Here is a 15435-nt window from a genome sequence, read left to right as displayed (position 1 = left end):
TCACCGCCTCCTCCCGTCGCACCTGCGCTTCGAGGCTCTTCAGAGGGTGGTGGACGAACTGGGCACGGGCCGCACGGACCTCGGCCGGCTCGTCCTTGCCGGGGCGCCCGCACAGAACGCGGGCCGCGCGGTCAAGCCGGTGGCCGGCCGCCTCACGCGAGGTGACCCACCTGATGGCCAGCTCCCACTCGCGCACCGGCTCCCCTGTCCGGGTCTGCGGCGGGATGCCTGCCAGTGCCTTGCGCAGCAAGGCGTATCCGGTGAGCAGCCGGTCATGGAACGTCTGCTCGCACTCGTCGCACCAGCGCGTTCCGTCGACCCCGCTGCAGCGCCTGCCGTTGTGCCGGGCGCGGCGCAGCGCGCCCTGTGCGGCGTCCCGCAGCGCGGGGGCGACCAGGGAGAAGTAGGCGGGGAAGGCGACCTGCTCGTGCGCTGCGGCAACGGCGGCGAGATTCATGGGGGACCCCTCTGAGGCATGGCTGAGGAACGCGTCCGAAAACGCGGTCCTGTGACAATTGGCCTCGAAGTCCGAGGCCCTCAGAAGGGGCGAGATGAATCACCCAAGCTCGCGGGCGTCAGCCGTTGAACAGCACCAGGCTGGCAGGAGGTCCGATCACCGTCAACCGGTTTCCCGATAGATCACTTCTAGTGCGTCTATAACCGATTTATGGCGAACAATAAGCTCGTCATCCCCTTTGTCGGGACCACCCAGCTGCTGTACGGCCTGCCGTAGCAGGCTGCTCACATCCACGGGGTTACCGGCCCCGCGATGAGAGTTCCACCGCCCCTGCCGGTCCAGGGCGTGCCCCTGGACGGACTCGTTCGCCAGCTTCCCGAGCTCCCGCAGAGCGGGGGTCGCGTCACACAGGACCTTCCAGCTCTTCCAGGTGAAGAACGCCGGGCGGAGCGCCTCCACGGCCAGATACGCCGCCGGCACCGGGTGGTCACGGCGCACCTCGGCGACCAGCAGCAGCCGCCGCCTGGCGACGGCCAGACGTTCTCTCTCCACCCTGATCTCCCCACCGGCGCCCAGAAACCCGTCCTCCAGCTCCGCCACCCAGGGCAGGGCACCGCGGAGCCGACCCGAACCACGCTCGATCAGGCGGTGGGCCGTCCGCAGATCCAGCCGCCGGACCGCGCTGCTCGCCAGCTTGGCCAGCATCCGATCCGCGCCGAGACGCGCCAGGACGGGCTGGCCGCCCCGCACCTCCGACTGCCCGTCCGCGACCCTGAACAGCTCCGTCATCCGGAGCGGACACGCGGCGGTCAGCGACCACTCCACGCCCGCCGCGATCATGCCGTAGTTCGTCATGGGCGGCCCCGGGCCGAGCACCAGCACCACCTCGTCGACGTCACGCAGGCTGCCCGAACCCGTCTTCCCGGTGGGCTCCGCCTCTGCGGCCAGCGCGGCGACCACGGCGTCACGGATCGGCTCAAGGCCACCGCGGACGCCTTCGACCACCCGCACATCCGCGTCCCCACCCGCGACGGCCCAGCCGGCAAGCCGGTGAGCCCGCTCCGCCGTCTCCTCGCTGGCCAGCAACCGCAGCCGCACGGCGCCCCGGCGCAGCAGCAGACCTCGCCGTCCCCGTAGCTCGCCGAGGACCGCCCGCACCGCCTGCCGGTCCTCGGCGTCTCTGCCCTCCCGGCCCAGCCCGACGGCCATCAGTCCCAGAACGTCACCACTGCCCAGCACGGGCCAGCCGGTCCTGCCTGCCCCCGCGACGAGCTTGACCCCCTGGTCGTCCTTCTCCCACCGGTCGGCGGCTCTCAGCAGGGTCGGCGGCAACGGCCCCGGCAACGGTTTCGCCGAGTGCGTGGAAGCCGCGGTATAGAGCTCGACCAGGGAGGCATCCTTGATCATCTGCACACAGGCGCAGTCGAGGTCGGAGGTGACGGCATGACCGGTCGCGCGGATCTTTCCCGCCAGGTTGCCCTCCCCGTCACCCCGATTGCCCAGCGCGGTGACGAGCCTCCCGATCTCCCCTCGCGTCATGGCCGACAGCTTTCCTTGCTCCTGTTCGAACACCTTCCGGAGCCGGTTGGAGAACCAGGCACGCATCAGGCCGTAGTCGGCGGGCTCCCCACGCCCACTCCGCTCGAACAGGGCCGCCTGGGCGGTGGGCCACAGCTCGGTGAACTTGCCGATCTGCCCCGAGGTGAGGCCGGAGGCCAGATAAGAGGTGGAACGTTCCCGGAGGGCCGTGGCCGGCGCCGTATCCCCGGCCTGCCGGGCGGCGAGCAGGTCCCAGCGCAGTCTGTTGCCCGGGTCCACCTCGGCCAGCGCGTCCCAGAACCGGTGGCGGAGCAGCCACGCCTCCAGGTGAACTTCCATGTCCCGGGGCCGTTCCAGCGCGTACGGCTGATGCGAGCTGTCGATGGAGACGATCCGCGCGGGACGCCGGGCTTCCAGAGCGGCGCAGAGGGCGCCCGCGCTGAGCGCGAACGCCCCCGAACCGCAGCTGATCAGGATGTCCTGGGGGTGACGGCTGGTAAACCACCTGCTCAGCGTCTCCGAGGTGCCCCGCGTCGTGGGAGCGTCGATCCGGACGACGACGACCGCGTCCGGATCGAAGCGGGCGCCGCACAGACCGGGCTCGGAGATGAGTCGCGCCCGGATCTCCTCGGCGTACTCGGCGAGTGTCCTGCCCCCGGGACCGGTGGCGTTGGTCGTCCCCAGGAGGACGACCAGCGAGACCGGGATTTTCGCCGAGGCCAGACCTTCGAAGATCTTCCTCAGCGGACGGCGGTCCTTGCCCACCGCTGCGGGGTCGCCCTCGAAGTCGGGGTTCTCGGGGAAGCTCCGCACCCCCGGGGCCCCCAGATCGCCCCCGCCGACCGCGTGCACAAGCAGCGTGCCCTCCGTCTTTTCCAGAACGGCGCTCCTTCTACGGCAGGCGGAACGGATTCAACCGGCCGACCGTAACTCACCGCCTGCGGCATTCGCGACACAATCGGGAAACTATCGCGACCCGCCGTTTTTACGCCCCTTTCCACCGCCACCTGACCGAGAAGTGGACTGGACACCTTTGCCCTTATCATCCTTTTTCTCGCGATAAACAATGAGCGGTACGCCGGGATCTGTCGGACTGGGCAGAGAACGCCCCCGTCCCTGGGCGATCTCCTTGTCTTCCGGCCTCTCGTTCTCGGTGAACCACGCGTAGTTCCCGCCCTGCGGGTCCGGCGGTGGGGAGGCGTTCCCGCTCCACCACTCCGGCTGTGTACGGGGGTAGTGCACGGGAACGCCGGGGGTTCCACGCGACACGGCGAGCATCGCCTCGCGGATCGCGACCAGAGAGGGGATGCCCTCCACCATTCCGGTGAAGCTGTCGCACGCGCTCTGGAGGGTCTTGACGCTTTTCCTCCGCGGCAGGGTTCCCGACAGATCACGGTAGTAGGCCGCGTAGTCCTCTCCGGAGTGCAGCTCGGTGTTCTCCTCGTCGACGTCGAGCCGTACGCTGCCGAAACCGAGGGGCCGGCCGAGGCCCAGCCGGTGGAAGTGACCCTGCGGCAGGGTGAGCAGCCAGGCGAGCGCGCCCAGCTCATGCTCGTCAAGATCGCGGACCTCGACGCTGAACCGGAACGTCGTCCTGGGCTGGACCCAGCCCTTGACCGACCGGTTCTGCGTGTCACGCTGCTGCTCAGCTCTGTCTGTCTCGTAACGCTGCTTCCCGTCACGGGACTGCGAGGTACCGTCAGCGGGTGAGGCGTCGGGACGCCGATACTCCCGGTAGTTGACTCCAACCCTGACCTGGGTGGGGTCGATCTTTCCCTGGCCCTCGCTCCAGTGCTCCCGCCAGTTCAGCCCGGCGTGATGCCAGTACACCTTCCGGCCACGCAGTCCCTGACCGGGCTGATACAGCTGCTCCTTTGATATCCCGTCTCTGATCGGCCGATCGGGCCTGTGCTGCGACTCGGCGAGATAGAACCGTCCCTGCTGGGGTTTCGGCCGGCTCAGAATCGCGAGCGGCAGGCCGTCACCGTCGAACCGCTTCACCGCCTGTTCGGCATCCTGATCGCAGGTGACGGGACCGACGCGCAACCGCCCCCGGTAGGCGGCCGGCCGTACACCGGAAGCACGGGGGGCGGCCCAGCCGAACACCCGGTCCGCAGGTGAGAGCTTCTCGATGTCAGTGGTCGGGGCCAGCGAGTCGTGCAGCAACTTCGACGGCGCAACCTCGTAGAGGTCGCGCGGCACCAGGACCGGGTAGAGCCCGGCCACCTCTTTCACGACGTTCGCGCCGTTGCTCTTCCTTTCCTTGCAGAAGGCGTAACAGAACGTTCCCGGCTCCAGCTTCAACCATTTCTCGTCGTAGATGTGCGGGCTCCAGGCGAGCTGGCCGGGCCCGGCACCGATCCGCTCACCGGGCTCCGCGACCCGGCCGTCGGAAGTGACGCGCTCGTACAGCTCCTTGTCGTTGTGGGCGTCTCGGTAGCTCTGGATCAGCAGCTCCCAGTCCGCCACCAGCGCGCTCCACTCGCGTGCCAGAGGAAGCGGCTGTCGCTTCCCCATCCCCCTCCGCTCGGTGTAGAAGAACCGCTCGAACTGCTTGCCTTCGATGTTGGGTCCGGTGATGTAGGCGAACCCCTCCACGAGCTGCTCCCCCATCTGGGGAGAGAGCTCCCTGGAGCCGCTCCGAGCGAAACGGCGGACCACCTTGAACCCTCTTCTGGGATCCTTGGCGATCACCGCCAGGAGCGGCTCCATGTGCCGGAGAACCTCCTGGTCTTCCGGGGAGTGGATGCTCTCACCCGTTCTCTTGTCGTACATCTCCAGGGGTACGACCTGATACTTGACCAGCACCCCTTCGGATTCGACCCGCACCGGAACCATCTCCAGGGCGTCATCGGCACTGCGGCGAAATCCCAGCCGGGTGTCGTGCCCGTCGAAGATCCCGAACCGGGAGTTGGTGACGGCCTCGTAGGCGGCACGCAGCATGCCCTTGACCGAGGTCGCGGGCAGGTGGGGGCGGCCGTTCCGGAGCCGGACGGGATAGACCCGGTGACCGTCCGCGCCCTCGGCAGGCGGTGTTCCCCGCGCGGTGTCCAGCAGCAGCAGCGGCGTCTCGACGGTGAGCGTGACGCCGATCCGGCCCGTCCAGCGGTCGCGGTGCAGCCGGTCCCGGCCGGACCCGCTGCCCGGCTTCCCGGGATCCCGGCCGAGCGGCGACCCGTTGCCCAGCACTCCGTGCGAGGTATCCCGGGGGAATGCCGGGACGAACGTGTAGGGGTTGAGAAACGTCCCGCCGTCGCTCATCACGCGGCTCCTTCCGCTGCGTAGGGTTCAAAACCGATCAGCCGTTCCTCGGCGACATAGGCGTTGCCGTGGACCTCGTCCGCGACGACATACTCACGGGCAGCCAGCCGTACCCGCCTCTGCGCGAAAGGCGTCGCCATGGGCACGGTCAGGGTGCCGATCCGGGCGGAGCCGAGCGTGACCCAGCCGGAGGTGGACGCCTTGACCTCACCCCAGACGAGATAGCGGGCATCCAGGGTCGTCTCAGCGGACAGCTCGTCCAGCCGTTCGCCGAAGAAGGCGGGCAGCAGGCTCTCGTCCTCGGTCAGCAGCACCGCGTATCCGGCCTCCACCCAGCGCAGCTCGACCCGCGAGGTGAAGATCCGCGCTTCGTAGACGGTGGACAGGTCAACGGGCCCGGCCTCGGTCACGCAGCCGCCCGCTTCGACCCGGGCCACGTGGTACGCCGAGGGCGCGGTCAGCAGGGCGCATCCCCCGGCGACGTCGGCCGCCTCCATTGCCTGCGCCAGCGTGACACCGGTGGCGGCGGCGCCGTACAGGGTGGTCATGACACCTCCTGTGCCAGGTAGTCGGTCCAGGCCTGGGCGATGGGAGCGATTTCGGGGCCGGCCAGCGCCTGGGGCAGCGTGACCTGCTCCGGCCACGGGCCGCCGGTCAGGGTGATCTCGGTGACCTCGATGTCGCCGAACCCCCGGTTGGACAGGGCGCCGAGCGGTATCCGTCCCGCGTCGAGATCGCGGAGGGTGAGGAGCAACAGGGCCAGCGCGCTGTCTTTCTCCGTCCCGAGACGGGTGAGGTCGACCGAGAGCCGGATCGGCTCCCACTCCACCGTGTGCGGTTCCAGCACGCTGAACAGGCGTCCGTCCGCCGCCCCACCGGTCCAGCGGTCGAGCGCGACATGGTCGGCCTGGGCCATGCCCAGATCCTCCAGCCGGTCGAGCACCGGATGCGCCAGGCCACGCTCCCGTCCGTTCTCGGCGTCCGGCGCACCCTCGGCTCCGGTCACCACGTTCCAGAGCGCGTCGGGGATCGTCGGCAGGGCGGTGCACTCCTCGGCACGCAGCGCGCCCGCCCGCCGGTCCCCGCCGCCGCCGTCGCCGCCGTCGCGGGCTGAGCCGAACAGTGCCCGTACGGCGGGCAGCTGGTCGAGCTGCGCCCGGAACGCGGCACTGTGCTTCCTGACGGAAGCACCCGGCTCGGCTGACAGCGCGTTCAGCTGCCGTGCGGTGCGCTCCACCAGCTCGGCATGGCTGCGCAGCGTCCCCTTGATCGTTCCGCCCGGCAGGACCAGCGTGACGTGACGGCCGTCCACGCGCGTGGTCAGCGGCACCGTGTCCAGGACCAGACCGGCCGAACCCGCCCGGGCCATCACCGGCGCGCGGGCGGTCCATTGGATGCGGACGTCGAGAAGGTCCCGCCGGGCAGGGAAGCCCGCGTCAGCGGATCGCAACGACGCCGGCGTCCGGACGCGCGCCGGATCGTTCCGCAGTACGGCCAGCAGCCCGGCCGGGGAGTCGAACCGGTCCACGACCAGCTCGAACCCGTCGTCGAGAAGCCGCACCGCCCCCAGGCCCCGGCCGGTCGCCGCACCGATCCGGATCTCTCCGGCGCTCAGGGCGGCGAGCAGCATCCCCATCCGGGCCTCGTCGGCGTCTCCCTCCTCGTGCGACTCGATGTCGATCTCCAGCCGGAGATAGCATCCGGCGGGCACGACGGCCCTGCCGTACAGGAACTCCTGCGCCGCCCCGCCCGTCACCCGGTCGATGCCCACCGACGGCCGGGACTCCAGGCTGCCCGGGTCGAGCGGCGTGGCGGGCAGGCCGTGCTCATCCAGCCGGTGATCCGCCGTGATCAGCGCGTCGGCGACGATCACCCGGCTGGCATGCCCCCCATCCTTCTCCTTGATGAACCCCCACAGCCCGTCGACGACCTCCGACTCCGTCCTGGCGCCTCGCGACCAGCTCCGCAGGACCCCCGCCAGCGTGGTGCCGGGAACATACAGGCGGCCCATGCCGTCCAGGGCGATCGGCAGCGGCTCGGAGGGATCGTGGCCCAGGCCACCGACGTGCAGCGGCGACTCGGTGCGCAGCCAGCCACGCGCCCGGATCCTGCTGTTCACATGCCGTCCCACTCTGGTCATCGCTTACTCCTCACGGCCGCCGAAACACCTTCGCCACGGCCCTGAACCGTCCCGCCACGGCCACGCGCCTCGTCCCCATCCCCCAGAGCCTCGTCCCGGCCCCGCGCTGTCTGGTCCCGACCACCTCGGGCCTCCCTGTTACGTCGCGCCTCCTCCCGGCTGTGCTCGGCCAGGCAGGCGTTGACCAGGATCCGCACCGCCTCGTCATGGAGCTCCGCCCGCAGGACGGCGGCCCCGTCGCGAGTCACGACGAGCCTCTCCTCCGGCAGGCCGAGCAGCTCCCAGACCCGGTCGGGGCCGATGAGCAGGTCCCGCAGTGACGTCACCGCCGCCTCCGGCCAGTCGGACCGGCCCGCTTTCGGCCTGGTGAGCCACCTCAGACGGCTGTCCGCGTGCGACAGGTCACCGACGATGTCCCGCAACGCGTTGAGCTGCGTACTGGAGACCCCGGTGGGAACGACCAGCGACCGTCTCTCCCGATCCGCCGTGATCCGTTCGCAGGACCGGTGGATCTCGGTCCGCCAGGCCGCGCGCTCGAAGATCCGCGCGTCCCGGTAACCCGGCTCATCCGGTGCGAGGGGCTCAAACCCCCCGGCTACGGCAGGCGCGGTGCCGGACGGGGCCTCGACGGGCCGCAGCAGCAGCTCATGGTCAAGCTCCACCTGGCCGAACCCCTCCGCCCGGCGCTCTCCCACCCCGGCGGCCCGGACCTCGGCCAGCACCTCCGGGGCGATGGGACCACCGGACACCTCGAACGTCAGGCAGCTCCCGGCGGCCAGGCCGTACAGGGTGGGGCGGGGCAGACCCCAGCCCCGGTGCCAGCTCTCCGTCCGGTGAACGCCCAGCGCGACGTCAACCCCGCCGTCCCGGTGCCGGTCCTCTGTCCTCCGGACACCCGGCGCGACCTCGACCTCGCCGTCCTTGCGCTTGGTCACCGGGGCCAGACTCACACCGGTGGCACCCGCCTCCCTCAGCGCCCGCTCCAGCACCCTCCCGACGTCGGCGACCTCCGTACTCGGCCGCAACCTCACATCCCGGACCAGCAGCTCCGACAGCAGCCACACCCGGAGCACCCGCCCCTCTCCCCCGGCTCGCCGCCGGACAGCGGTCCGGACCGCCGTGACCCGCACCTGCCCGTAGTCGTCCTTGGAGGACCGGCCGACCCGCCACCGCCCGTTCAGCTTCTCCTCCCAGCCCGGCTGCAGCGCCCCCGCCCGGACCCGCACCTCGGCACGGAGCACCGTCCCGGCGGCCAGCGCCCGGTAGGCGTAGACCCCGCCGACGTCCCGGGTGGGACGCTGCACGTCGTCCTGGACGCTGTTGTGCATGCGCAGCGTGGAGGACGGGTTCACGATCTCGTACACGCCCTCCCCGTCCGGGACGACGTAGCCCTCCCGGTACGGCTTCCCGGACGGCACGGCACCGGCCATCCGGTTACCGATGGCCGCGGTCCTCCCCTTCTCATGGACGAAGACCTTGGGCACCGGCAGCGTCCGGACGCCCCCGGCCGACTCCGGGGTGGCGGCCGTGACCAGCAGGCCCCCGGTGCGGACGAGGGCGTGCGCGCCGCCGCCGAGCCGCCGGGCCACCTCCGGCATCAGGCACCAGCCGGGAATGTGGCTCGCGCCCTCCACGACGTTGCCCCTGACGGTGGCCGCGGCGAGAACGGCCTGCTCCACGGTGATGACCAGCTCCGCGCACTCCCAGCCCGCCCCCGCCGCCCGGTCCACCGGGGCCGGACGGTCCGCGACGGCGTACGGCGAGACCACCGGGGGCGGTGCCACCTCCTCCGGCGACGGCGCCGTCCAGTCGGAGGCGGACCCCAGCCCCTCGACGGTCATCCTGCAGCGCCCCGATCCCCGGCGCCGCCTGCCGCCGATGCTCTCCAGCAGCAGCGCTCCCGCACCCAGCAGCGCCACGGCGGCGTCCCGCTGCGCCTGCTCCAGCTCCGCGAACCCCTCGATCCGCGCCCGGCCCGTCAACGTGACCCCGGCCCGGGCCATCTCCTCGAAACGCAGCATGTTGTCACTGGCCGTACCGGTGGCGGCGTCGATCGCCACCCCCGGCCGGCGGAACGTCGTCGCCCAGGCGACCTGGGGCCTCGCCCGTAGCAGTCCGGCGAGCCTTTCGGGAAACCGCAGCGGGCCCTCGACGACCAGCGCGGCGGGCTGAGGAGCGTTCCCGGTGGACCTGCCCCCGAACAGGAAGCCCACCCAGTCGTGCCACACCCCGGCTGGACCGCTGTCCAGGGCGTACGCGGCCAGCTCACAGGAGTCGCGCCAGACCCCGACCAGCGTCTTGGCCGGCACGATCGGCGCGGCCGGAGACCCGGAGGCGTCGGTGGCGCTGTCCTGAGCAACGTCGCCGGCCTTCTCACTGTCACGCTGGACGAGCCGGTCGGCGTATCCCTGGATGCCCGTCCCGGTGCCCACCCGCCAGTCGCTGACCATGAACAGCGAGATGGCGAACCCCTCGGCCCCGGTCATTCCGCCCCCTCCTTCACCTTCAGGAACGGCAGCGCCGCCATCGCGTCCAGCAGACCCGTCACGGTCTTCTCCTGGTGATCGGGCCACAGCAACCTGCCCTCCTCCGTCAACTCCAGGAGCGCGCTCCTACGCTCCAGGTCCTCTCCGAACCGCCGCAGCAACAGCTCGAACCTGGCCTCGGCGACCTCCGCGCCCAGGCACACCCCCTCGCGCAGGTCATGGGCCGCGCCCCGGGGAATGAGCGGCTCCTTCGACCCGGGATCAGACCTGGTCAGCGCGGTGACCCGCCGTTCCAGGTCCTCCCAGCGCCGCCCCCGGGCCCGGTCGTCCCCGCTGCCCTCCCCCACCAGGTACGGCGAGGCCGACCCACCCGAGCCGCCCGACAGGGTGACCGAGGCGCGGATCCGCTCCAGATCGGGGGCGGCGCTCTCGAACAGCACGACGAACGCCAGCGCGGACCCCCAGTCCTTGACCCTCTCGCCCCTCTCGTCCTTCTCCACCCCCTTGGCCTCGACCTCGGTCAGCTTCTCGGCCAGCTCGTAGGCGAAGTGGAACGGATAGTTCCGCTTGACGATCGCCACCCCGGCGCCCGCCCCCAGGCGGTCCCGGCCGCATGCCTCCAGCATCGGGCTGAGCGCCGGATCGGTCGCCGTCGCCTCCTCGAACGCCTCCAGGTAGTGCCGGGTGAAGGGCAGTGCCACCTCGCCCTCGCACACCACGGTCAGATCGTCACCGCCCAGCACCAGCGGCAGCACCGGCAGCGGCCTTTCCCCCAGTTCCTCGGAGGTACGGCGCAGCGCCTCCGCGAACGCCTCCTTCCCGCAGCGGTCCACCCCGGCGGAGAAATCTCGCAGCGCGTCCGCATAGGCACGGTCACCGTCACCCATCGACGACTCGTCCAGCCTCCGGAAGATCTCCCCGAGCCCGTTGCCGTCGGCGTGCACCACCGCCACCCAGTCGGCCCGCAGACCGAGCTCGTCGACGATCCTCCGCATCCCCTCCCTGCCGGTGCCGGCAAGCTCCGCCAGCCGGTCGAGGGCGGACCCCCCGGTACCGGGCCGATCGGCGTCGGGATTCTTCACTGACCACTCGCGAGCAGGCTGGTAGACCGCCAGCTTCCCTCGCGCCGCAGCCGACCTCGGCTGCGGCGGCTCGTCCCTCCCCTCGGGCCGGATCATCACCGCGGGCAGCCCGCTCGACGCGCAGTCCTCGACCACCGGCAACCGCAGGAACCGCGACTGCGGTCCCGGCCGGGCCTCCCGTACGGCCGCCAGCTCGGTCCGCGCCTCCCCTATCCTGGCGGCCAGCGACCCCGGCTCGTACGCCACCACCACACCGCAGACGTCCAGACCCGGCGCCTCCTTCAGCGCACGGCAGGTCAGCACCTTCACCAGTCTTCGCCCGGCGTCCCTCTCCCTGACCAGCACGGTGAGCCTGCCCGCCCCCGCGACCAGCAGCTCCGCGTCATGGGTTTCGATCCGCCAGGTGTCCTCCGCGAAACCGGGGAACATCTCGCTCAGCGCCTGCTCGGCCCAGAGGCCGTCCACCCGGGCGATCAGCTCGGACGCCCCGACGATCTCCTGCCGTTTGCCCGAGGAGAAGATGAAACGCTGCTTGCCCGCCGTATCGATCATGACGACGTACATGTCTCTCCTGTCTCGTAAGGATGCGGAACCACGTCCACCGTGTGGCCGAACACCCAGCCCAGCGCGAAGCCGACACTGGCCGGCGCGGCGATGAACAGCCGCGGCTTCGCATCGTGGTGCTGCGGCCGGGCGGCGATCCACGCCCGCCATGCGGCATATACATGCCGCACGACCAGCTCGAAGTCGACGGTGCTCTCCGGAAGATTGGCCGGGCCACCGTCGATGACCAGGGCCGCCCGGCACCGCTCCACCCGCCCGCCAAGGTTCGCGCAGCCGTCACCCGCCGCCCGCAACGCCTGGGCGACCATCAGCGGGTTGTCGGCCAGGTGCACCACGAGGGCGACCGCCCGCCCCTCGGCGGCCCCCGCGAAGTCCGGCTCGTCGACCACCCTGGCCAGCTTCTCCGCCCGTACGGCCTCCGCCGGGGTCAGGGGCTCCTTCAACCGGCTGCTGATCCGCACCGAGGTGAAGAAATCCGACTGGGCACGTTCCGAACGCTGCGGCAACACCGGGGCGACGTCCAACTCCGGCCCGTCGTCCTCCTCCTGCGACGAGGTCTCCGGGGTGACGGCTTCCGGGGCGGAAGCGCTCTCCTGATGTCCGGCGCTGACCCCTCTCAGCTCCCGCTGCACGTTGAACTTGGGCTTCGTGCCCAACTCGAAGGCGTCGGGCAGCACGGCGTTGACATAGAGCGAGACCGGGGTGGACGGGTCGGACTCCGAGATCTCGGTCAGCCGCGCGGTCACCAGCGCGCAGACCATATCCAGCGCGTCCTTCCGCTCCTTGCGCGCTACGACCCGGGCAGACGCGTCGGCATCCAGCGCCGCCCCGGTGATGGTGTGCCGTACGGTGAAGCAGGAGTCGTGGTTACGCCTGGCATGGTCGGCGGCTGCGCCGGCCCACTGACCGCTCCACGGATCCCGCCAGTTCTTCCTCTCCAGCGAGATGACGATGCCCACGCCCCTGCTGCGCTGCTGCCACAGGTTGATGCCGGTGAACAGCACAGCCGCGGCCACGCACAGCACCGTCAGAAACCACTTCTGATCGCCCCACCACCCCTTGATCACATCTGGCACGGTCCCCGCCGCCACCGCGGCCGCCACACCCGCGAGAGCCGCCACCATCCACCGCGACGCCCCCTCCCACACTGGCTTACTCGCCCCGCCCCGAGCCCGGGAAAGCCCCATCCGCCCGCCCTCTCCCTCACGCTTCCGCCTTCACCTACTACAGATGGACGACGGAAAAACGCCTGGTGGGAGCGGTAGAGGTCAAGTCAACACATCGCTTCAGATGCCGGGAAAACCCGATTGCGACCCCATGTAGGAACGGTGAAGACAGCTCCTGAGAAGGAAATCGCCAGCCCAACCGCAGAAGCGCCTAGTTCACATGGCACGGCGGCGCCAATAGAGTTAGGTTCACGTGGTGACGTTGCGGACCTACCAAGAGATCCGGGACCGGATCTACACTTACGCACGCCAGCACGGCCTACGCCCTGACTGGATCGAACACAGTAAATCTGTCCGACTACTCCTGCTCTACAACAACGAGCGGGTCGTTGTGGGCCGCGCCATGGTCCCCATCCGTGACTTGCGACCCGAAACACTCACCGCCCTGGCGCACGCCCTTGAACCCGTCTTCGGAAAGGACTGGCTCGAATGACCACTCACACTGTGACCTACCGGGTCACCCGAGGGCAGGCTCTCGACACCGGCGTCACCGTCTGGTCGGCCATCCCCATGGATCTCCCACCGATCGGCGGCGTCACCGGCCGCACCCTCACTGAGCTCCACCAAGAGGCCGAAGCCGTCGCCTGGTTCGTCCTGGACGTTCCGAAGGAGACGGAGATCTCCGTCAAATACGTGTACGACATTGACGAGGAACTGGCTGCCGACCTGGATCAGTACAAGCAGTCAGCCGCCCAAGCCAAGGCTGTGAACGCAGTTCGAGAGGCTGCCGCGATCCGGATAGCCAAAAAGCTCACCGCAGCTGGAATCAGCGAACGAGACGGCGCATTGATCATGGGTCTCTCCAAGCAACGCGTCCACCAGCTCAAACACGCCAGCTAATAAAACTGGCCCGTCGTCATTGCGACCCCTCGTAGGGGCGATGAGGACGATGCTGAGGTCCTCGGTCAGGTCGTCGCGGTCGTGTTGCGACCCCTCGTAGGGGCGATGAGGACCTGACCTGCCGAAAATCGCACCCTGGACGGATCCTGAGTTGCGACCCCTCGTAGGGGCGATGAGGACAGGCGGTCCAGGCGTGGGAGGCCCGTCTCGGCATCCTGTTGCGACCCCTCGTAGGGGCGATGAGGACCAGCGAGACCGTGAGCACTCCGGCGAAGAAGCGGTTGCGACCCCTCGTAGGGGCGATGAGGACACGGACGACGGCCCCATGGTCCTCGCCTACAGCGCGTTGCGACCCCTCGTAGGGGCGATGAGGACCTGGGCCAGGTCCTGCCACTCGTCGTATGTCCAAGTTGCGACCCCTCGTAGGGGCGATGAGGACCTGTCGTCAGCCGGACGCAACGCCTCGACCGGAGCCTGTTGCGACCCCTCGTAGGGGCGATGAGGACAGCCGCTGGACGGCACCATCTGCATCTACCGCACGTTGCGACCCCTCGTAGGGGCGATGAGGACGTCCGCCGGGTACGCACCTACAGCACCGGCTACGCGTTGCGACCCCTCGTAGGGGCGATGAGGACATGGGTGAGGCCTGGACGGCCGAGACCGTATGGCGTTGCGACCCCTCGTAGGGGCGATGAGGACCCACCGTTCCACGACCATGCTGTGCCAGCACGTCGCGTTGCGACCCCTCGTAGGGGCGATGAGGACTCGAGGTCGAGGCGAAGCTCAACCTCCGTGGCTCCGCGTTGCGACCCCTCGTAGGGGCGATGAGGACGTCTGCACCGGCGACCTGGCGGGCGCGGTCGGCCTCGGTTGCGACCCCTCGTAGGGGCGATGAGGACGGCGCCAAGCCGCCGGCCGCCTGCGGGTCGATCTGGTTGCGACCCCTCGTAGGGGCGATGAGGACATGGCGTCGCGCCGGGCCTTGATGTCCTTCGCCTCCTGTTGCGACCCCTCGTAGGGGCGATGAGGACGCCAGGCATGCCGGGACGCTGCGGTCGCGACCACGACGTTGCGACCCCTCGTAGGGGCGATGAGGACCATAAGAGGCACGAATGACATCCTTGCCACTCAACTTGTTGCGACCCCTCGTAGGGGCGATGAGGACAGGCGCTGAACCCGCCCGGCGCGACGAGCTGCCGGTTGCGACCCCTCGTAGGGGCGATGAGGACGGACGAAGAGCTGACGGTTCAGCGCCACCTCCACGCGTTGCGACCCCTCGTAGGGGCGATGAGGACCCCACGGTAAAGCCGCAGGCCAACGTATGCAACAGGGCGCTCCGAAATCGCTGTTTTGCAGTGAACCTCCGGTAGTGCAGAAAACCCCGGAGGTTTGTTGCAAAAACCATGATCCAATCCGAGGCCGAGCGTAAGCACCCCACGGGCAGCAGCGGGCCGCGCGCCTGCCGTACAGACCCCCCGATCAGTAGTCTCCGTCGCGGATGCCTTTGAGGAAGATGCGCCAGGCTCCTGGAGTGACGGTCAGCACGTGGCCGGACGGGTCCTTGCTGTCGCGAATGGCAACGACGCCGGGAAGATTCGTGGCCACTTCTACACAATTATTCCCACCACCGCTGAAGCTGCTCTTGCGGAATTCGGCCCTGGAAAGGTCCCGGACATCAGCCATGATTGCTCCTCATCGCGGCGATGAACTCCGCGGACTCCTTGGGGGACAGGCATACGCCGGCAAGGCGCTCGAACGTCAGCATAAGACGCTGAACGTGGTCGGTCGCCTCCACGTAGACATCTCCGCTCGGGCACTCGGTGTAGCCCACGTCCGGGTC

At 69.7% G+C, this 15435-nt stretch carries 12 protein-coding genes and 1 CRISPR repeat array; of the genes, 2 read left to right on the top strand and 10 right to left on the bottom strand.

Features of this window, described 5'->3' with window-relative positions; all coding sequences use genetic code 11:
• The 8 genes from ACIN94_RS32145 to ACIN94_RS32110 form a co-directional block, all read right to left on the bottom strand.
• On the bottom strand, positions 1-457 hold a 457-nt coding region (locus ACIN94_RS32145; RefSeq protein ID WP_400714583.1), incomplete at its 3' end, for a hypothetical protein.
• Positions 458-619: 162 nt separating this feature from the next.
• Complete coding sequence (locus ACIN94_RS32140) at positions 620-2848, bottom strand: hypothetical protein (RefSeq protein ID WP_400714580.1); 2229 nt, start codon at positions 2846-2848, stop codon at positions 620-622.
• A 114-nt stretch (positions 2849-2962) separates the two neighbouring features.
• Positions 2963-5257 carry a TIGR03986 family CRISPR-associated RAMP protein gene (locus tag ACIN94_RS32135; protein ID WP_400714578.1) on the bottom strand — a complete coding sequence of 765 codons (2295 nt, stop codon included), beginning with the start codon at positions 5255-5257 and terminating at the stop codon, positions 2963-2965.
• On the bottom strand, positions 5257-5805 hold the full coding sequence (gene csx19 / locus ACIN94_RS32130) for a CRISPR-associated protein Csx19 (protein WP_400714576.1): 549 nt from the start codon (positions 5803-5805) through the stop codon (positions 5257-5259). The genes ACIN94_RS32135 and csx19 overlap by 1 nt, the downstream gene beginning before the upstream one ends.
• Positions 5802-7397, bottom strand: coding sequence for an RAMP superfamily CRISPR-associated protein (locus ACIN94_RS32125; protein ID WP_400714573.1), 1596 nt, complete (start codon positions 7395-7397; stop codon positions 5802-5804). The genes csx19 and ACIN94_RS32125 overlap by 4 nt, the downstream gene beginning before the upstream one ends.
• Positions 7394-9883: an RAMP superfamily CRISPR-associated protein gene (locus ACIN94_RS32120; protein WP_400714570.1), complete on the bottom strand. Its 2490-nt coding sequence runs from the start codon at positions 9881-9883 to the stop codon at positions 7394-7396. Before ACIN94_RS32120 ends, ACIN94_RS32125 begins: the two co-directional genes overlap by 4 nt.
• On the bottom strand, positions 9880-11529 hold the full coding sequence (locus ACIN94_RS32115) for a Cas10/Cmr2 second palm domain-containing protein (RefSeq protein ID WP_400714567.1): 1650 nt from the start codon (positions 11527-11529) through the stop codon (positions 9880-9882). The genes ACIN94_RS32120 and ACIN94_RS32115 overlap by 4 nt, the downstream gene beginning before the upstream one ends.
• Positions 11514-12653: a hypothetical protein gene (locus tag ACIN94_RS32110; protein ID WP_400714564.1), complete on the bottom strand. Its 1140-nt coding sequence runs from the start codon at positions 12651-12653 to the stop codon at positions 11514-11516. The genes ACIN94_RS32115 and ACIN94_RS32110 overlap by 16 nt, the downstream gene beginning before the upstream one ends.
• Positions 12654-12951: 298 nt before the next feature.
• On the opposite strand from ACIN94_RS32110, the gene ACIN94_RS32105 reads away from it, so the two are divergent.
• Positions 12952-13188: a hypothetical protein gene (locus ACIN94_RS32105; protein WP_400714561.1), complete on the top strand. Its 237-nt coding sequence runs from the start codon at positions 12952-12954 to the stop codon at positions 13186-13188.
• Positions 13185-13595 carry a hypothetical protein gene (locus tag ACIN94_RS32100; protein WP_400714558.1) on the top strand — a complete coding sequence of 137 codons (411 nt, stop codon included), beginning with the start codon at positions 13185-13187 and terminating at the stop codon, positions 13593-13595. Before ACIN94_RS32105 ends, ACIN94_RS32100 begins: the two co-directional genes overlap by 4 nt.
• 18 nt (positions 13596-13613) lie before the next feature.
• Positions 13614-14890: a CRISPR direct-repeat array (repeat unit 30 nt; unit sequence GTTGCGACCCCTCGTAGGGGCGATGAGGAC).
• 184 nt (positions 14891-15074) lie between these two features.
• On the opposite strand, the gene ACIN94_RS32095 is transcribed toward ACIN94_RS32100, so the two are convergent.
• Together ACIN94_RS32095 and ACIN94_RS32090 are read right to left on the bottom strand one after the other, a co-directional pair.
• Positions 15075-15278, bottom strand: coding sequence for a DUF397 domain-containing protein (locus ACIN94_RS32095; protein ID WP_400714555.1), 204 nt, complete (start codon positions 15276-15278; stop codon positions 15075-15077).
• A complete protein-coding gene (locus ACIN94_RS32090; protein WP_400714586.1) occupies positions 15271-15426 on the bottom strand; it encodes a Scr1 family TA system antitoxin-like transcriptional regulator in 156 nt (51 codons plus the stop codon). Before ACIN94_RS32090 ends, ACIN94_RS32095 begins: the two co-directional genes overlap by 8 nt.
• Positions 15427-15435: the final 9 nt, after the last annotated feature.

It is taken from the genome of Streptosporangium sp. NPDC087985 (genome assembly GCF_044741965.1).
In the GTDB taxonomy this organism is placed as follows: domain Bacteria; phylum Actinomycetota; class Actinomycetes; order Streptosporangiales; family Streptosporangiaceae; genus Streptosporangium.
This window is presented reverse-complemented; position numbering and strand designations above follow the sequence as displayed.